The sequence below is a fragment of the Caballeronia sp. LZ001 genome (genome assembly GCF_031450875.1).
Taxonomy (GTDB): Bacteria; Pseudomonadota; Gammaproteobacteria; order Burkholderiales; family Burkholderiaceae; genus Caballeronia.
In genome coordinates this window covers 1,298,969-1,315,896 of the sequence record NZ_JARTVX010000004.1, presented here as the reverse complement: position 1 = coordinate 1,315,896, position 16,928 = coordinate 1,298,969, and the positions used below count along the sequence as shown (strand labels likewise).

The window sequence follows — 16,928 nt, the reverse complement described above, 5'->3', positions numbered from 1 at the left end:
TTTGACCTCATTGCGCCTCGTAAGAGCCGCCGATACCCCGCATCTGCGGATGCGAGCCGTGCTTGTCCGTCACATGCTCCGTGCGCGAGAGCTTGCGCAGGATCACGTAGAAGACCGGCGTCAGCATCAGACCGAAGAGCGTGACACCCAGCATGCCGAAGAACACCGCAACGCCCATTGCATGACGCATCTCCGAACCCGCACCCGAAGACAGTACGAGCGGCACCACGCCCATGATGAAGGCGATGGATGTCATGAGAATCGGGCGCAAGCGCAAGCGGCTTGCTTCGATCGCGGCCTGCACGATCGAGCGTCCCTGCATCTCCAGTTCGCGGGCGAACTCCACGATGAGAATCGCGTTCTTCGCCGACAAGCCCACCAGCACCATTAGACCAATCTGCGTGAAGATGTTGTTGTCGCCATCCGTAAGCCAAACACCGAGCAGCGCCGACAGAATGCTCATCGGTACGATCAGGATCACCGCGAGCGGCAGGGTCAGGCTTTCATACAACGCTGCAAGCACGAGGAACACGAGCAGCACGCTGATCGGGAACACCCACAAAGCCGCATTGCCCGCGAGAATCTGCTGATACGTGAGATCGGTCCATTCGGACTTGATCCCGCGCGGCAACACTTCCGCGGCGATTCGCTCCGCCGCTGCCTGCGCCTGACCCGATGAATAGCCAGGAGCCGGACCGCCGTTGATGTCAGCTGCCGTGTAGCCGTTGTAGCGCACCACCATTTCCGGACCATAGGTCGGCGTCACCCTGACGAGCGACGAGAGCGGCACCATGTCGCCATTCGCGTTGCGGGTCTTCAGCAAGCCGATATCTTCAGGGTTCGCGCGGAACGGGGCATCGGCCTGCACGCGCACTTGATACACGCGTCCGAAGCGGTTGAAGTCGTTCACGTAGAGCGAGCCGAGATACACCTGCATCGTGTCGAAAACATCTGTCACGGATACGCCAAGCTGCTTGGCCTTGACGCGATCCAGATCGACGTTCAGCTGCGGCACGTTGATCTGATAGCTCGAGAACGTCGGTCCGAGTTCAGGCGTCTGCGAGGCACGCTTGATGAACGCCTGCGTCGCATCCGCGAGCGCTGCATAACCGAGCGCACCACGGTCCTCCAGTTGCATCTTGAAACCACCGAGCGTACCCAGCCCGAGAACCGGCGGAGGCGGGAACACGGCGATGAACGACCCCTTGATACCCGCATACTTCTGATTCAGCGCACCCGCGATCGCATTGGCGGAAAGTGCCTTGTCATGCACGCGGTTCTTGAAGGGCTTCAACGTCACGAACACGATCCCCGCGCTCGATGAGTTCGTAAAGCCGTTCACCGACAAGCCCGGAAACTCCACTGCGCTTTCCACGCCCGGTTGCTTGAGCGCGATGTCGCTCATCTGCCGGATCACGCCTTCGGTACGGTCGAGCGATGCGCCATTGGGCAATTGCGCGAAGCTGATCAGATACTCCTTGTCCTGCGCGGGCACGAAACCGCCCGGCACAATCTTGCCCATCAGAACCGCACCTGCAAGAAGCACGGCATACAGCACCATCATTACGGCCTTGCGGTTGATAACGCTCTTCACGCCCTTGCCGTAGGCATCCGAACCGCGATGAAAGACCTTGTTGAACTGACGGAAGAAACCGCCGAACACACGGTCCATGCCACGCGTGAGCCAGTCCTTCGGTTCATCGTGACCCTTGAGCAACATCGCAGCCAGCGCAGGCGACAAGGTCAGCGAGTTGAATGCGGAGATCACCGTTGAGATAGCGATGGTCATCGCGAACTGCTTGTAGAACTGACCCGTGAGGCCAGACATGAACGCGAGCGGCACGAACACGGCCACGAGCGTCAAGGCAATTGCGATGATCGGCCCGCTCACTTCGCGCATGGCCTGATACGTCGCCTCTCGGGCAGATAACCCCGCTTCGATATTACGTTCGACGTTCTCCACGACGACGATTGCATCGTCCACCACGATGCCAATCGCGAGGACCATCCCGAACAATGACAACGCGTTGATCGAGAAGCCGAACGCAAGCAGCAGCGAGAACGTGCCGACAATCGACACCGGCACCGCCAGCAACGGAATGATCGAAGCACGCCAGGTTTGCAGGAACACAATCACCACGAGCACGACCAAGGCGATGGCTTCAGCGAGCGTATGAATTACCGCTTCGATACTGGAGCGCACGAACTGCGTCGGATCATAGACGATCTGATACTCGAGACCCGCAGGCATATCCGCCTGCAGTTCCTTCATCGTCTTGCGCACTTCATCGGAGATTTGCAGCGAATTTGCACCCGGCTGCTGATTGATTGCGATTGCAACCGCCGACTTGTTGTCGAGCAAGGAACGCAAGCCATATTCCGATGCCGCGAGTTCGACGCGCGCCACATCGCTCAGATGCGTGACCGCACCATCGGGCGATGTCTTCAGCACGATGTCGCGGAACTCGGACTCGTTCTGCAAGCGGCCGCGTGCATTCACGTTCAGTTGCAGGGGCGTATTCGGCAGCGTGGGCGAACCACCGATCACGCCTGCCGCCACCTGCACGTTCTGTTCACGAATGGCGTTGACCACGTCGGTCGCCGTCATGCCGCGTTGCGCGACCTTTTGCGGATCGAGCCATACGCGCATCGAATAATCGCCCGAACCCCACAGTTGCACTTCACCCACACCCGAGATGCGTTCGAGCCGATCCTTCACGTTGATCAACGCATAGTTGCGCAGATACGTCATGTCGTAACGGTTGTTCGGCGAGTTCAGGTGAACCACCATAGTCAGCGTCGGCGAGGACTTGATGGTGGTCACGCCAAGCCGCTGCACGTCTTGCGGCAAGCGCGGCAAAGCCTGATTCACGCGGTTCTGAACGAGCTGCGTGTTCTTGTCCGGATCGGTGCCGAGCTTGAACGTGACCGTGGTCGTGAGGTTGCCGTCGCTATTCGCCTGCGACTGCATGTAGAGCATGTCCTCGACGCCGTTGATCTGCTCTTCGATCGGCGAGGCCACGGTCTCCGCGATCACCTTCGGATTCGCGCCCGGATACTGCGCGTGCACCACGACCGAAGGCGGTACGACTTCCGGGTACTCGGAGATCGGCAGCTTGAACATGGCGATGACGCCAGCCAGCAACACGATCACCGACAGCACGCCCGCAAAGATCGGACGGTCGATGAAAAATTTGGATATGTTCATGACGAGTTCTGTCTGTTCGAGATGCTTACGAAGCCGATGCCGTTTTCACGGGCGTCGCATTGGCGTTGCTGTCCATTGCGACGTTATTGGCCTTGATCACATCGTTGGGACGCACGCGCTGCAAGCCATTGACGACGATGCGTTCGCCCGGCTGCAATCCCTTCGTAATCACGCGCAGGCCTTCATGCGTGGCGCCTAACGTGACTTCGCGGTACTGCACGCGGTTGTCCTTGTCCACCACCATGACGTACTTCTTGTCCTGATCGGTGCCGACAGCCGCGTCATCCACGAGCACGGCCGGATGCGGCGTGCCACCGCCGACCTTGATGCGTGCATAAAGTCCCGGCAAGAGCGAGCCATCCGGATTGTTGAAGCGAGCCCGCACGCGTATCGTGCCCGAGGTCGTATCGAGGCGGTTATCGACGGAATCGACCACGCCTTCGCGCGAGTAACCGTCTTCGTTTGCAAGACCCAGCGAAACAGGCACGCTGCTGCCCGTATCGCGGCCGAGATAGCGCAAGTACGTCTGTTCGTCGACATCGAACGAGGCATAGATCGGCGAGACCGAGACCAGCGTGGTCAGAAGCGGCGCATTCGCACCCGTCGAGACGATGTTGCCCACCGTGAGCTCTGCACGCGATACGCGCCCCGATACGGGCGCCACGATATGCGTGTAGGCAAGGTTGATCTTCGCCGTTTCGAGCGCAGCCTGCGCGGCCTTCAGATTGGCGACGGCCTCGCGCGCGGCGTTCTGTTTCTCGTCGTAATCGCGCTTGGCGATGGCGTTATCGGTAAGCAAGCGCTCTGCACGCGCAGCGTCGGTGGACGTATAGCCGTTACGCGCTTGCGCCGATGCAACTTGCGCCGCCGCGCGTGCGACTTCCGCTTCGTACGGACGCGGGTCGATGGTAAAGAGCGCGTCACCCTTCTTCACGAGCGCGCCGTCCTTGAAGTGCACCGCGACGATCGTGCCGGGCACGAGCGGGCGAATGTCGACATGGTCCACCGCTTCGAGACGGCCCGAATAGCTCTGCCAGTCCGTGATGGTCTTCGAAACCACCGCGGCCACGTCCACTTCGGTGGCGGTCGGGCTATGCGCGGCGGCTTGCGCCTGGTTGATGGCGTCGCCGTGACCGCGCCAGGCGGTATAGCCGCCCGCGCCAGCAATGACGATCACCGCGCCTAGCGCCGCGTAAATACGTTTGCGAGTGAAGAACATGGTGAAGCTCCGGTTGCGTTGAGATTGTTTTTTTATGGTGCGTGGCGCGCTCATTTGGGGCGCGCGAGGCGTTTCTTGAAGAACGCGACGACATCGGCGAGCGCGTCGGGATGCGCGGCCAGCGCTTGATGCGAGGCCTTGCAATGACGCGTCATTTCGGTCGGCACGCCTGCGTTGATCAATTCCGCCGCGTATTTTTCCGCCTCGATATGCAGGAGGTCATGCTCCGCGCTCGCGATCAGCGCCGGCGGCAACCCATTGAGTCGCCGCGATTCGAGCGGCGCCGCATAGGGATGCAAACGTTGCGAAGGCACGGGCAGATACGCGCGATAGCAACGCGCGCAATCGCTCATTTCCAGATCGGGGCACAGCACTTTGCGTTCATCGGCGAGGCGCGTCATGCTCGGATCGAGCAATGGCGCAAGCAGCACTTGAGCGGACAGGCGCAAATCGCCGCGATCGCGCGCTATGGCTGCAACGCACGTCGCGAGGTTGCCGCCTGCGTCATGCCCCGCCACGCCGATGCGCAAAGGGTCTGCGCGTTGCGCACGAGCATGCGCAACCGCCCACTGTGCCGCGCGATATCCGTCTTCAGGCGCGGCGGGAAATGGAAATTCAGGCGCAAGCGAATAGCCGACCGAGATGACCCAAGCGGGCGTATCTCGCGCAATGACGCTTGCAGCCACATCGGCTTCGTCCAGACTTCCACGCACGAAACCGCCGCCGTGGAAATAAAGAACGATAGGCAACACGCTGCCATCCGACGCGGGGCGGTAACTGCGCAGCGTGATCGGTTGTACGTGTCCGGCGATACGCACATCTTCGATGCACAATCTCGGACGCGCCTCCAGATCCAACAATGTTGCCATGGTTATTTTTCGTGCGCGGCCTGAGAAATAAGGCCGTCACGCATAAGTTGCGATGCTGCGAATTCTGGATGCCACGCCTTTTTTAATAAATGCCTATAATCCGGCAACACAATTCGGACGCACCGAACAATCATCGTTAATACGCACATGACTGTTCTTAGCCAGGCGCTTAATTCCGTGCGCCGCTATGCTGGTGCCCTAAGCAGCGAAGGTGAGGAAACATGGATCGGCTACAAGCAATGCAGGTCTTCACACGGGTTGTCGACACCAACAGTTTTTCGCGCGCAGCGGATACGCTCAATTTGCCGCGCGCGTCGGTCACGACGATCATTCAAAACCTGGAAGCGTTTCTCAACGTGCGACTGCTTCAGCGCACGACACGCAGGCTCAATCTGACGCCCGATGGCGCGGCCTACTACGAGCGCTGCGTGCGCATCCTTGCCGACATCGAGGAAGCCGAGGGCACATTTTCGGACAACGGCAAGGGTCCGCACGGCAAATTGCGGGTAGACATGCCGGGGGCCATCGGCAGGCTCATCGTGATGCCGCAGCTTTGCGACTTTCACACACGCTATCCGGAAATCGAACTCATGCTCGGCTTCGGCGACAAGCCAGTCGACCTCATCCAGGAAGGCGTCGACTGCGTGATTCGCGTCGGAACGCTGCAGGATTCGAGTCTGGTCGCGCGACGCATTGGCGTGTTTCAGGGCGTGACGGTCGCAAGTCCCCAATATCTCGAACGTCATGGCAAGCCGCAAACGCTTGAAGACCTTCAGGACCATGTGGCCGTGAATTATTTTTCGAGCCGCACGGGGCGTGTGATGGATATGGACTTCGTCGTCAACGACGAATCCATCGAAGTGAAGATGCGCGGCATGATCGCGGTGAACGACGCCGAGGCCTATCTCAGTTGCGGTCTCAAGGGCGTGGGTCTGATTCAAGCGCCGCGCTTCATGGCGTTGCCGTACTTGCGTTCAGGCGAGCTTGTCGAAGTGCTGCCGCAATGGAGCCCTTTGCCGATGCCTATTTCCGCCGTCTATCCGCACAATCGCCATCTTTCGCCAAAGGTGCGCGTGTTCGTGGACTGGGTCGCGGAGCTGTTCGAGCGTTGCCCGTTGCTGCAAGGTCAGAAGGACGCGGAGGAGCGTTGCCTGCCCACCAGCACTGCCGCGCCCACGGTCGTGCGTCACGGTACACCGGAAGTTTCGGGTACTGAGGATGTCGTTGTATAGCTAACTATTGGCTAGCTATTTCGCTGGCAAAGCAAAGGCGTGTCTCAGGCGACACGCCTTTTTTTCGTCCCTATCGATGCGATAGGGAAAAATGCCGGCACATGCAAGCGTCGCCAAATGTCCGGTGGCTAAGGCTCTTAGCGATTATTCGCCGAAATCGACAAATCTATTCGCGCATCCGGCATTTATCTGCCCCTAGCGTGGCGACTACATTTCGACCTGTCGCGAAGCGCATGCAATCCTCTTCTTAGCCGATTGCATCCGCGTCGCATCCGAAGCACAAGAAACGGATCGAAAGGAGTTGCACGCATGAAAAGCTATCTCATCACGGGTTTCTCGCTCGCGGCTATCTCAGCCGTGGTTTCGAGCACGGCATTTGCCGACGGCGGTGAAGGCATTGGCCGCGCGGGAACGTATCAGACGCAAACGACTACGAGTGAAACGCCCAAGACGCGTGCGCAAGTGCGGGCTGAACTTGCCGCTGCCTATTCGAACGGTTCGTTGCCCGCGTTGAATCGCAATACGTATCCTGATCGCAGCATGTGGGGCGATGCGGTCGCTGCTCAAAGCGAAGCGCATGCTCGCGATGCCGCTCAAGCGGAAGCGCGCAATCGCCATATCGTGGAATATGCGAACGGTTCGGTCACGCGCTAAAGAATTGCAGAGGTCATCATGTTCGAAAATACTTCGCTTGAACAATATTCGGTTCTTGAAGAACTAGCCTCGGTGACGCCGGTGTGGCGCCCGTTTGTCGAATCTCGCTCGCAAGAGACCGAGCAGGACACGAGCGGGCACGGCGAGTAGCAAATCAATCAAACGCGTGTGCCTGCCGGGCACACGCGTTTGAGCTTCAGCCGCAAGCGCCTATTTCACCGCAAGCAGTGCAGAAGTCGCAACCGTCTTTCCGGATCACCGCATTCGCGCCACATGTCGGGCATTTGCGCCCATGCATCTGCGTGAGTGTATGCGGGTCGTTCGACAAGGCATCGTCGGACGAAAAATCCGTCACGTCCGCGTGTGCCACGGTCTCGTCTTCAGTCACTAGAGCGCGTGTATGGGTCACGTCGATATGCTTGCGGGCAAGTACGCGTGACGGCACCTGACTGCCTTCGGCATCGAGAAAACCGCGTCGATGAAGAATTTGCTGAATCGCAAAGGCAAGCGCGGCGACTTCCGAGTCATGCCAGCGTGGACTGCGGTGTCCATCTAAACGCTCGACATCGCCGAGACGCACCTGACCGCGATCCCACGATACCTTGCGCATGTCCTGCAGCGTACGCGCGGCAAAGCCTCCACGCGCCGCAAGCGACAATGAACGCATGGTCGCCGTGATCCATTGCTGCGATTCGTCGCTCTGCCCCGTCGGGATAAAGAATTCGATGGGTCGCTCGATGGTCACGTCATCGCCTGCAATACGCCCTGTCACTTCGATGAAGGACACCGCAAGATAGAGCGACTTCTTTCCCGCCTGCGTCAGATACTCGACCTTCTCGATAATCGCGGGCAGCTCTCCACGCGGACGGTGATCGATCGCAATACGCAAAGGATCGAGATCCAGTTCGGGATCGGGCGAGTCGCTCGGTGTCTTCTCTTCTTGTGGCGTGACTGACAACACCGCGCCCAAGGTGTCGTTAGGCCGATAGGTCGCGAGTCCCTTCAAGCCGCGTCGCCATGCCTCGAAGTAAAGGTCCTGAAATGCATCAAACGGATAATCCGCAGGTACGTTGACGGTCTTCGATATCGATGTGTCGACGAAAGGCTGCACGGCCGTCATCATTTCCAGATGATCTTGCGCGGACATATCGAGCGCACTCACGAAGTAATCGGGCAGCGCCTTGACGTCTCCGCCCATCTCTCGATAAAGCCTGTACGCGTGGTCTTCGACAGCGAAGGTCTGGCTGGAGCCATCGGCCATGCGCTTGGTGCGCTGATAGGTCCACGAGAACGCGGGCTCGATACCATTCGATGCATTGTCCGCAAACGCGAGACTCACGGTGCCCGTGGGCGCGATGGAAAGCAGATGGCTATTGCGGATGCCATGCGCGCGAATCTCGCTCTTGAGATCATCAGGCAAGCGCGATGCGAAGGTGCCCTCTTCCAGATAACGTGCTGCATCGAAGAGCGGAAATGCGCCGCGTTCGCGTGCAAGCTCGACCGACGCGCGATACGCTTCATCGCGCATGGTGCGTGCGACGCGCATGGCAAATTCGCGCCCTTCGTTCGAGTTATAACGAAGACCAAGCATTACGAGCGTGTCGCCTAACCCCGTAAAGCCGACACCGATACGTCGCTTGGCAGCCGCTTCACGTGCTTGTTCTTCGAGCGGCCACAACGTGACATCGAGAACGTCATCGAGAAAGCGCACTTGCGTGCGCGTGGTACGCATGAGACCGTCCCAATCGAAACCAGGGACGCCGCCGCGCGCTTGCGCAAAAGGGTCGCGCACGAAGCGAGTCAGATTGAGCGGGCCCAGGTTGCAGCAACCGTATGCGGGCAAGGGTTGTTCACCGCAAGGGTTCGTCGCGCGAATCGTTTCGACGGCGCGCAGATTGTTATCGTCATTCATGCGCGACATGAAAACGACGCCTGGCTCGGCGACATCGTAGGTCGATCGCATGATCGTGTTCCATACGTCACGCGCACGCACTTCCCGATACACCCACAAGCCGTCGTCACGCTTCCGGATGTCCGCCGATGCCCGCTGTGCAGGCGAAGGCTCGGCCTTATGCACGAGTTGCCAGACGGCGTCGTCGGCAACGGCCTGCATGAATTCGTCCGTTACCGCGACGGACACGTTGAAGTTGTTCCAGCGTCCCTTCGTGTGTTTAGCCGCGATGAATTCGAGCAAATCGGGGTGCGTGCAGTCGAGTATGCCCATCTGTGCGCCACGGCGTGATCCTGCGCTCTCCACCGTGCGGCATGATGCATCGAACACATCCATATAACTGCATGGTCCGGATGCAGCTGAACCCGTGGAATGCACGCGCGCACCGCGAGGACGAATGGCGGAAAAGTTATAGCCCACGCCTCCGCCGCGCCGCATCGTCTCGGCCGCTTGCAGCAGCGCAACGTAAATGCCGGGCAAACCGTTATCGTCGACGCCTTGAATGGCATCGCCCACGGGCTGAACGAAGCAGTTGATGAGCGTGGCATCGATACCCGCGCCCGCCGCGCTCATGATGCGCCCGGCGCCCAATGCACCGCGCCGGAAGTTATCGACGAACTCCGCTTCGATCTTCGCGCGTAACGCTCTGGGCTCGGCCATTGCGACACCACGCGCCACGCGCAGATAAATATCTTCGACGCGCGTCTCGTCGCCCTTGGCATATTTTTCAAGCATTACGTCGATGGAAAATTGCTGCGGAGCGACGCCTGTGCTGGGATTGTCTTCTGCCATGTTTGATCCTGTTGAATGCTTTGTCCGCTAATGCTTGACGGGGCCATGACGCGAACCGTGGGGCGCCGCCAAACGCAATGCACGACGATAGCGCGAATTCTCCCTGGCTGCTAATGAACCGTTAAACTCCTTCGATCGATCCAGCACTTTTCCTTGAGACGATCTATCGCATGAATGCGCCGCTCTTCGGTATCTCGGGCCGCTCGGGTCAGGGCAAGACCACGCTGATCGAGGCGTTGTTGCCCTGGTTTCGGGAGCGCGGTCTTGTAGTCAATGTCATCAAGCACAGTCATCATTCAATCGAACTCGAACCTCCGGGCAAAGACAGTGCGCGCTTCAGGCGTGCAGGCGCGGGCGAAGTGGTGATTGCATCGCCTTACCGCTATGCAATCGTGCGCGAGTTGCGCGAGGGGAACGAGCCTTCGCTTACGGAACTCGCTGCGCGGCTGACACATGCGGACCTCACGATTGTCGAAGGATTTGCACGCGAAGCCATTCCGCGACTGGAGGTGGTTCGGCCATCGGTTGGCCGGGAGCCGCTTTATAAGACCGACGTCGCAATTCTTGCCATTGCAACCGACGATGTCTCGGCAGTCGACAGCGCGCTGCCTCTGCTGCGGCTAGACGATATCGACCGCATTGGCGCCTTTATCTGCGAGACACTGCGCATTGCCGTTTAATCTGCTTTGACGCCGTTGCGTGCGACGGCCAATGCTTCTCCGATTACATCGTCATCGCCAATATGATTCGCGAGAAGCAGCACGAGCTTGGCGTTGAGCATGCGGCTTTCTTCGTCGCTTAGTCCGTCGTGTGTGCCGATGAGCCGTTCATAGAACGCATCCGGATCGGCAAGATTGGCTTCGAGCTTGAGCTTCATGCTGGCTTTATCCATTGCAGGTAGCGCGTTGTACGGCGTTAAATATCGCATCGGCGTTGAACGCACGCCAGCGCGCGCATACGTGCTGGTCGGGGCGCAACAAGTAGAACGTGCCGGGGCGAGCATCGAATCGATGCGCCACGATGCCATCGACGTCTTCGATATCTTCGGACGACGCGGCCATGCCCTTCGGCGCAACCAGCAATAGACGAAACGACGTTAGCCTCTGTAAAAGAGCCCTGCGCACTTCCTCCCCGTCATCGCTGCCGCAGAAGTAGATTCCTATGAAGCCTTTGCCATGCGTTTGTTGCAAGAGCCATGCAGCGCGGCCATTTACGCGTATGGGCGCATCCACGCATGCCGTCCCTGGCGTCATCGAACATGCGAAGCTGTCATCGGGCTGATCGGGCGTATTGAGCGGCGAGTCTTGCAGCACGGTCGGCACCGAGAGTCGCCCGCTATTGACGAGGCGTCGCGCAAAAGCACAGTCCTTCGATAGCTTCAACACCGCGTCCCGAAAGAGACGCGAGGCCGTACTCTTCGGCGTGATGAAATCGGTCGATCGCGTGGAATGACGAATGTTTTCATCCGCGGCGTATTCCCGTTCGGATGCATACGTGTCGAGTAAAGCGGGCGGAGCGTCGCCATGAACGACGAGACTGAGCTTCCATGCGAGATTGTCTGCATCTTGCACACCGCTATTCGCGCCGCGCGCGCCGAAAGGTGAGACGCCGTGCGCCGCATCGCCTGCGAACAGAATTCGACCGTGCCTGAAATGCTCCATGCGCTGACATGCAAACGTATAGATGCTCACCCATTCGAGTTCGAATTCCGCGTCTTCGCCAAGCAATGCCTTGACGCGCGGAATGACACGTTCGGGTGCTTTTTCCGTGACAGGGTCAGCTTCCCAGCCGAGCTGAAAGTCGATGCGCCATACGTTGTCCGGCTGGCGATGCAGCAGCACAGACTGGTTGCGATGAAACGGTGGATCGAACCAGAACCAGCGTTCCGCCGGAAACGGCGCTTTCATCTTGACGTCCGCAATGAGAAAGCGGTCCTTGAATACCCGGCCGTGACTATCGAGATCGAGAGCCTGACGAATGAAGCTGCGTGAGCCGTCGGCCGCTACGACATAGCGTGTACGTAAGGCGTATCGTCCATCGGGCGTATCCACTTGCAGTTCGACATGATCCCGATGCTGCGTTACACCGACTACACGGCTCTTCCAGCACATATGCAAGTTATCGAGTTGTGCCGCGCGTTCGACGAGATAGCGCTCGACGTAATATTGCTGGAGATTGATGAACGCGGGATGCGCATGGCCTGCTTCGGGCAGCAAGTCGAATGCATAAATCAGATCGTCATGCAGGAACACCTTCCCGACATTCCAGCGCACACCTTTTTCGATCATCTCGTCGACGCAGCCGAGACGTTCGAAGATTTCAAGCGTGCGCTTAGCAAAACAGATGGCGCGCGAACCGGCCGATACGGTGTCGTCGCTATCGACGAGCACGGTATAAACGCCGTGTTGCGCGAGATCGATTGCAGTGGCAAGACCGACCGGTCCCGCGCCGGTCACGATCACCGGATAGACCGGGGACTCGGCGGTGTCGTGTTCCGGTGCTCGCTTGTAAGCAAAGCGGACCATGTCGTTTTTGGGTTGTCTCCTGCTATTGCCTCTTTGGGCAGACCTCAAATCTCCGTTAAGGGCATTGTACAAACGGACTTTTCTGTGCGGCTATGTTTTCTTGTATTTCCTTAAGCACAAAAAAGAACGTCCGTTCTAATGAACGGACGTTTTTTTGCGTCTTAATTGCTTTCTTTAGCAAGCCGCTAAGACCGCCATAAAGCCTTCTTCAGTGAAGGGCTTGAGGTAATAGCCGTCGAATTGTTCCTGTTCGCTGTCACGGTGCCGGTCGTCACCCGTTACCGCGACGACGCAAGCAAGCTGGCTCGGCCCGGCAGCGCGCAACCGTCTGCAAAGATCGCGACCATCGAAATCCGGCAGGCCTATGTCGATAAATATCGTGTCGTAGCGATTTTCCGACGCGAGTTCAAGCGCCCGGTGTCCATCGTATGCGACATCTGCGATATGCCCGGAGGCGCGGGCAAGCGCGCTAAAAGCGTCGCAAAGACCAACGTCATCTTCAACGAAAAGCACGCGCATGATGGTTTTTTCCCGAAGCGTAAATAGCACAAGCGTCGAAGATCGAGCGCAATAACAAATAGCGCAATAAGCGGGCCTGAGGTTCGAGGTTGATGCTTTCAATCGAGCGGGTTGTCGCTCCAGGCGCTGCGTTCTTGCCAGGTATCGATATCCGCGTTAAGCGCTGCAAGCTTGGCCCGCACGGCTTGGAGCCCAATATTGCCAAGCACGAGATGCGCGGGCGGATTTTTAGCTTCCACGGCTTCGATGATGACCTGCACCGCGCGCACCGGATCACCCGCTTGTCTGCCGCTAAGCTCGGCAATCCCCGCGCGACGGCGACCGGCAACGGAATCGTAATCGTCGATCGAACGCTGGGTCTGCTTAAGCGAGCGGCCCGCCCAATCCGTGCGGAAAGGTCCCGGTTCGACGGCCGTGACCTTGATGCCAAGGCCCTCGGTCTCGCGCGCGAGCGCTTCGCCGAGGCCTTCGAGCGCAAACTTGGTCGCAGCGTAATACCCGCTGCCCGGATTACCAACTAGGCCGCCCACGGATGTGATGTTGACCACGTGCCCCGCGCGACGCTCGCGCATGCCTGGCAATACCGCGCGAATCATCGCAGCCGCGCCGAAGAAATTAGTTTCGAACATCGCGCGCACTTCATCGTCCTCGCCTTCCTCGACTGCGGCCAAATAGCCGAAGCCGGCATTATTGATCAATACGTCGATCTGACCGAACGCATCGTGCGCCGCTTTTACCGAAGCGGTGATGTCGTCCGGGCGCGTGACGTCGAGCCGAACCGCAATAGCTCTATCGCCTGCAGGCTCGACGATGTCGGCAACGCGGGCGGGATCGCGAGCGGCGACGACAGCACGCCAGCCGCGCGCAAGCACAGCGGATGCGAGTTCACGGCCAAAGCCGGTGGAACAGCCGGTGATGAACCAGACAGGCGTGTCTTGCTTCGATGCTGACATTGCGGGTCTCCGTGGTTAGCGTTGCGCTAATCATTTTGACCGCAAAGGCCGACGCTTGCTTAACGCAGACGCGGCATGCGTAACGCGCGATGTTCGCGCGGCTCGAACAAAACAGTCGTCTCCAATTTTGCGGCCATGCGCTTCCAGCCGCGAAGGTCTTGCTCCAATGCCGCGAGGGTAACGGGGCAGTAAGTTCGTTCGGGGGTGGCGTTGCCTCCAAGAACTGCGTAGTCGCGCATCGGTTGTAGGGTTGCTTCTCGCTCGGCGATTTGCCTTGCAATCTTCGCCCGCAGGCGGATAAGGGAATCGTCCATGGCGCTTTCGGTTTGCTCGTTTGCTAAGTTGCTTTTCATTTCTTAGCCGATTTACAGCAAACCGCGCGCCTGACTTTCATTTGGCTCACAGACGCTTAGGCTCTAGCCGCTCGATCAACTGGCGATGCCGTGAATAACGCGCCCCGAGCGCGCCGGGCGCGGCCAATTCGAATTCGCTGAACTCGAACCCTGGCGCCACCGTGCAGCCGACGAGCGCGGCACCGCCTGGTTCATGGCATTCGGCGGCAAACCAGTCACCCGCGTTGACGACCGCCTGAAACGCCGCCTGCGGATCTTCAAGCGCATTGCCGAGTCGATGCGTCGCCAGTTCTCCGTTCGAATGGAGCACATGGACATCGATCGAGTCACCCGCATAGAAATGCCAGACTTCATCCGACCGAATACGGTGCCAGGCGGAGTAAGCGCCATCGCAAAGGAGGAAATAGATGGCTGTCGATGCCGAACGGAGATCGTCCTCGCCCTTGCGCGTGACTCCTGAATTCGCGCGATAGGTCTCACGAAAGTAGCCGCCCTCGGGATGCGGTTCGAGCTTGAGGCGATCGATCAACTCGCGACTGTCTATGCGGGGTATCTGCATGCGTTCTCCTTTGCCAGATGGTTGGCGCATCGCGTATTCTGCATCGGATCGGTTTGCATGCAGAACGCAAGATGCCAACGTCTCTCATCGAAGGAAGACCATGACGCTAGCCGCGACCACGAAAAACGCTCTTGCTCCAACCGGCACGCTTCGCGCGGCGCTCAACCTTGGAAACCCCGTGCTCGTGCATCGCGATTCGGCGAGCAGCGAACCCAGCGGCGTCTCCGTGGATATTGCCCGCGAACTGGCCGCGCGGCTCGGCGTCGAGATTGCATTCAATTCCTTTCCCAACGCCGCGCAATCGGTGGAGACGGTGACGGCGGAACAGGCCGATGTCGGCTTCTTCGCGATCGATCCGCTGCGTGGCGCGGGCATCGCGTTCACTGCACCGTATGTGCTGATCGAAGGGTGTTATCTGGTGCGCAACGACTCGCCGCTTTCAAGCATCGAGGATGTGGATCGCGAGGGCAATCGCATCATGGTGGGCAAAGGGAGCGCATACGATCTCTTCCTGACGCGCGAGTTGCAGCATGCTCAACTCGTGCGCACTGGACTGTCGGAGGCGGTGGTCGACACTTTTCTGCGCGACGGGATCGAGGTCGCCGCGGGCGTGAAGCAGCAACTCGAGGCCGACGCCGCTCGCACGCCCGGGGTGCGGTTGCTCGACGGGCGCTTCATGGTGATCAGGCAGGCAATGGGCTTGCCGAAGACTCGCGGCGATGCGGCCACGCAGTATCTTCGCGACTTCATCGAGGACATCAAACGGTCGGGCTTTATTCGGGATGCGTTCGCGCGACACGGCATTACCGGCGTCTCGCTTGCGCCGCCGGAGCAGCTTTGATGCAGGGCGAGCGTATCCAAGTGACGGTATCCGTGACCGACTGGATCGACGCATCGTTCGAGGCCGATGTGGCAGGCGGTCTCGCCGCGTTCAATACCGGTCAACTCGGACCAAGCGATCATCGCGACTTGGCCGTTTCGCTTTATCAAGGCGACGACTTTGTAGGCGGCCTCGCGGGCTTCACCGCGTGGGAATGGCTTTTCGTCAAATGGCTCTGGGTTCGCGAAGATGCGCGCGGTCGCGGACTTGGCGCTCGCGCGCTCGACGCCGCCGAAGTCGAGGCACGCAAGCGCGGCTGCCGCGCCGCGTGGCTCGATACGCTCAATCCGACAGCCCGCGATCTCTATGCTCGCCACGGTTTCGAAGTCTTCGGCGAACTGGCGGATTTCCATGCAGGACGTGCGCGGTACTTCTTGCAAAAGCGGTTCTGAATACAGGCATTTGGCATTCAAAATGCGGCATGCCGGCATTTTGCATCAAGCATTCAATCCGAGCCGATGCACCGCGCGCTTCGTGATTTCCCTGCGCTTTGCGAGCGAAGCCGCCGAGCGCTCCCGCACGTCCGCCACTACGGCGGCAGGCGCGTGATTCGGATCGCCGGCATCGAACGGCGGCGCGGGCGCGTACTCCATTTGCAGTTGAATGGCCTGCGCCTCGTGCTCGCCGACGAGTTCAGCCGCGAGCGTCAGCGCGAAGTCGATGCCCGCCGTGATTCCACCGCCCGTGAACAAGGCGCCGTCGCGCACCACGCGGGCGTGCACGGGCGTCGCATCGAATTCGCCCAGCAGCTCGTGAAAAGCCCAATGCGTCGTCGCACGCTTGCCGCGCAGCAAACCGGCCGCGCCGAGAACGAGTGAACCGGTGCATACCGAAGTGATGAAGCGAGCGCCCTTCGCTTGCTGGCGGATGAACGCAAGCGTTTCCTCGTCTTCCATCAGAGTGCCGACGCCTTCGCCTCCGGGAACACAGAGCACGTCGAGCGTTGGGCATTCCGCGAACGATGTGTCGGGTGTGAGTTGCATCCCTGTACTGGAAGGAACAGGCGCAAGCGTTTTGCATACAAGATGCACTTTAGCGTCCGACAGATGCGCAAAGACCTCGTACGGACCGGTGAGGTCGAGTTGTTGAACGCGCGGGAAAAGCAGCAAGCCGATTTGAAGGGTCATCGCTTTCTCTCTCGTGGCAGGTTGAAGAATGAAGGTGGACGAATGCATCCTACGCCGCTACGCTATGGCGAGATGGTCGATCGCCCC

At 59.4% G+C, this 16,928-nt stretch carries 17 protein-coding genes; 6 read left to right on the top strand and 11 right to left on the bottom strand.

Annotated features, from left to right (window positions below):
- Nucleotides 1–7 precede the first annotated feature (7 nt).
- The 3 genes from P9292_RS16755 to P9292_RS16745 are packed head-to-tail and all read right to left on the bottom strand — an operon-like array spanning nucleotide 8 to nucleotide 5,296.
- Nucleotides 8–3,208, bottom strand: coding sequence for an efflux RND transporter permease subunit (locus tag P9292_RS16755; protein ID WP_309960170.1), 3,201 nt, complete (start codon nucleotides 3,206–3,208; stop codon nucleotides 8–10).
- 25 nt (nucleotides 3,209–3,233) lie between these two features.
- A complete protein-coding gene (locus P9292_RS16750) occupies nucleotides 3,234–4,427 on the bottom strand; it encodes an efflux RND transporter periplasmic adaptor subunit (protein WP_244829482.1) in 1,194 nt (397 codons plus the stop codon).
- 50 nt (nucleotides 4,428–4,477) lie between these two features.
- A complete protein-coding gene (locus P9292_RS16745) occupies nucleotides 4,478–5,296 on the bottom strand; it encodes an alpha/beta hydrolase (RefSeq protein ID WP_309960168.1) in 819 nt (272 codons plus the stop codon).
- A 221-nt stretch (nucleotides 5,297–5,517) separates the two neighbouring features.
- Here P9292_RS16745 and P9292_RS16740 point away from each other — a divergent pair, with 221 nt between their 5' ends.
- The 3 genes from P9292_RS16740 to P9292_RS16730 all read left to right on the top strand — a co-directional run bounded on the left by P9292_RS16740 (nucleotide 5,518) and on the right by P9292_RS16730 (nucleotide 7,332).
- Nucleotides 5,518–6,528, top strand: coding sequence for a LysR family transcriptional regulator (locus P9292_RS16740; RefSeq protein ID WP_409015168.1), 1,011 nt, complete (start codon nucleotides 5,518–5,520; stop codon nucleotides 6,526–6,528).
- Between the two features lie 309 nt (nucleotides 6,529–6,837).
- Nucleotides 6,838–7,182 carry a DUF4148 domain-containing protein gene (locus P9292_RS16735; RefSeq protein WP_244829479.1) on the top strand — a complete coding sequence of 115 codons (345 nt, stop codon included), beginning with the start codon at nucleotides 6,838–6,840 and terminating at the stop codon, nucleotides 7,180–7,182.
- A gap of 18 nt (nucleotides 7,183–7,200) precedes the next feature.
- The gene (locus P9292_RS16730; protein ID WP_309960166.1) at nucleotides 7,201–7,332 is read left to right on the top strand and encodes a hypothetical protein; all 132 of its coding nucleotides are present in this window, start codon (nucleotides 7,201–7,203) and stop codon (nucleotides 7,330–7,332) included.
- 46 nt (nucleotides 7,333–7,378) lie between these two features.
- On the opposite strand, the gene P9292_RS16725 is transcribed toward P9292_RS16730, so the two are convergent.
- A complete protein-coding gene (locus P9292_RS16725) occupies nucleotides 7,379–9,925 on the bottom strand; it encodes an adenosylcobalamin-dependent ribonucleoside-diphosphate reductase (protein WP_309960164.1) in 2,547 nt (848 codons plus the stop codon).
- Between the two features lie 170 nt (nucleotides 9,926–10,095).
- On the opposite strand from P9292_RS16725, the gene mobB reads away from it, so the two are divergent.
- Nucleotides 10,096–10,605, top strand: coding sequence for a molybdopterin-guanine dinucleotide biosynthesis protein B (gene mobB / locus P9292_RS16720; protein WP_309960162.1), 510 nt, complete (start codon nucleotides 10,096–10,098; stop codon nucleotides 10,603–10,605).
- Here the strand turns inward: mobB and P9292_RS16715 are convergent.
- The 6 genes from P9292_RS16715 to P9292_RS16690 all read right to left on the bottom strand — a co-directional run bounded on the left by P9292_RS16715 (nucleotide 10,602) and on the right by P9292_RS16690 (nucleotide 14,834).
- Entirely contained in the window at nucleotides 10,602–10,817 is a 216-nt protein-coding gene (locus tag P9292_RS16715; RefSeq protein ID WP_370652196.1) for a DUF2783 domain-containing protein, read from the bottom strand. The genes mobB and P9292_RS16715 overlap by 4 nt on opposite strands.
- Nucleotides 10,810–12,450: an FAD-dependent oxidoreductase gene (locus P9292_RS16710; RefSeq protein WP_309960158.1), complete on the bottom strand. Its 1,641-nt coding sequence runs from the start codon at nucleotides 12,448–12,450 to the stop codon at nucleotides 10,810–10,812. Before P9292_RS16710 ends, P9292_RS16715 begins: the two co-directional genes overlap by 8 nt.
- A 174-nt stretch (nucleotides 12,451–12,624) precedes the next feature.
- Complete coding sequence (locus P9292_RS16705; protein ID WP_244829475.1) at nucleotides 12,625–12,969, bottom strand: response regulator; 345 nt, start codon at nucleotides 12,967–12,969, stop codon at nucleotides 12,625–12,627.
- 98 nt (nucleotides 12,970–13,067) lie between these two features.
- On the bottom strand, nucleotides 13,068–13,922 hold the full coding sequence (locus P9292_RS16700; RefSeq protein ID WP_309960156.1) for an oxidoreductase: 855 nt from the start codon (nucleotides 13,920–13,922) through the stop codon (nucleotides 13,068–13,070).
- 59 nt (nucleotides 13,923–13,981) lie between these two features.
- Nucleotides 13,982–14,275, bottom strand: a complete 294-nt coding sequence (locus P9292_RS16695) for a hypothetical protein (protein ID WP_309960153.1) — start codon at nucleotides 14,273–14,275, stop codon at nucleotides 13,982–13,984.
- A 46-nt stretch (nucleotides 14,276–14,321) separates the two neighbouring features.
- Entirely contained in the window at nucleotides 14,322–14,834 is a 513-nt protein-coding gene (locus P9292_RS16690) for a cupin domain-containing protein (protein WP_309960151.1), read from the bottom strand.
- A gap of 100 nt (nucleotides 14,835–14,934) precedes the next feature.
- Between P9292_RS16690 and P9292_RS16685 the strand changes: the two genes are divergently transcribed.
- Nucleotides 14,935–15,675, top strand: coding sequence for an ABC transporter substrate-binding protein (locus P9292_RS16685; protein ID WP_309960148.1), 741 nt, complete (start codon nucleotides 14,935–14,937; stop codon nucleotides 15,673–15,675).
- A complete protein-coding gene (locus tag P9292_RS16680; protein ID WP_309960145.1) occupies nucleotides 15,675–16,106 on the top strand; it encodes a GNAT family N-acetyltransferase in 432 nt (143 codons plus the stop codon). Before P9292_RS16685 ends, P9292_RS16680 begins: the two co-directional genes overlap by 1 nt.
- A 45-nt stretch (nucleotides 16,107–16,151) precedes the next feature.
- On the opposite strand, the gene P9292_RS16675 is transcribed toward P9292_RS16680, so the two are convergent.
- Nucleotides 16,152–16,841, bottom strand: coding sequence for a DJ-1/PfpI family protein (locus tag P9292_RS16675; RefSeq protein ID WP_309960141.1), 690 nt, complete (start codon nucleotides 16,839–16,841; stop codon nucleotides 16,152–16,154).
- Between the last annotated feature and the right edge of the window lie 87 nt (nucleotides 16,842–16,928).

Excerpts from the sequence above, each read along its gene's own strand:
- P9292_RS16755 (WP_309960170.1), bottom strand. The coding sequence starts at position 3,208 with ATGAACATATCCAAATTTTTCATCGACCGTCCGATCTTTGCGGGCGTG.
- P9292_RS16735 (WP_244829479.1), top strand. The coding sequence starts at position 6,838 with ATGAAAAGCTATCTCATCACGGGTTTCTCGCTCGCGGCTATCTCAGCC.
- P9292_RS16710 (WP_309960158.1), bottom strand. The coding sequence starts at position 12,450 with ATGGTCCGCTTTGCTTACAAGCGAGCACCGGAACACGACACCGCCGAG.
- P9292_RS16715 (WP_370652196.1), bottom strand. The coding sequence starts at position 10,817 with ATGGATAAAGCCAGCATGAAGCTCAAGCTCGAAGCCAATCTTGCCGAT.
- P9292_RS16680 (WP_309960145.1), top strand. The coding sequence starts at position 15,675 with ATGCAGGGCGAGCGTATCCAAGTGACGGTATCCGTGACCGACTGGATC.
- P9292_RS16690 (WP_309960151.1), bottom strand. The coding sequence starts at position 14,834 with ATGCAGATACCCCGCATAGACAGTCGCGAGTTGATCGATCGCCTCAAG.
- P9292_RS16700 (WP_309960156.1), bottom strand. The coding sequence starts at position 13,922 with ATGTCAGCATCGAAGCAAGACACGCCTGTCTGGTTCATCACCGGCTGT.
- P9292_RS16725 (WP_309960164.1), bottom strand. The coding sequence starts at position 9,925 with ATGGCAGAAGACAATCCCAGCACAGGCGTCGCTCCGCAGCAATTTTCC.
- P9292_RS16740 (WP_409015168.1), top strand. The coding sequence starts at position 5,518 with ATGGATCGGCTACAAGCAATGCAGGTCTTCACACGGGTTGTCGACACC.
- P9292_RS16695 (WP_309960153.1), bottom strand. The coding sequence starts at position 14,275 with ATGAAAAGCAACTTAGCAAACGAGCAAACCGAAAGCGCCATGGACGAT.
- P9292_RS16685 (WP_309960148.1), top strand. The coding sequence starts at position 14,935 with ATGACGCTAGCCGCGACCACGAAAAACGCTCTTGCTCCAACCGGCACG.
- P9292_RS16745 (WP_309960168.1), bottom strand. The coding sequence starts at position 5,296 with ATGGCAACATTGTTGGATCTGGAGGCGCGTCCGAGATTGTGCATCGAA.
- P9292_RS16730 (WP_309960166.1), top strand. The coding sequence starts at position 7,201 with ATGTTCGAAAATACTTCGCTTGAACAATATTCGGTTCTTGAAGAACTA.
- P9292_RS16705 (WP_244829475.1), bottom strand. The coding sequence starts at position 12,969 with ATGCGCGTGCTTTTCGTTGAAGATGACGTTGGTCTTTGCGACGCTTTT.
- mobB (WP_309960162.1), top strand. The coding sequence starts at position 10,096 with ATGAATGCGCCGCTCTTCGGTATCTCGGGCCGCTCGGGTCAGGGCAAG.
- P9292_RS16750 (WP_244829482.1), bottom strand. The coding sequence starts at position 4,427 with ATGTTCTTCACTCGCAAACGTATTTACGCGGCGCTAGGCGCGGTGATC.
- P9292_RS16675 (WP_309960141.1), bottom strand. The coding sequence starts at position 16,841 with ATGACCCTTCAAATCGGCTTGCTGCTTTTCCCGCGCGTTCAACAACTC.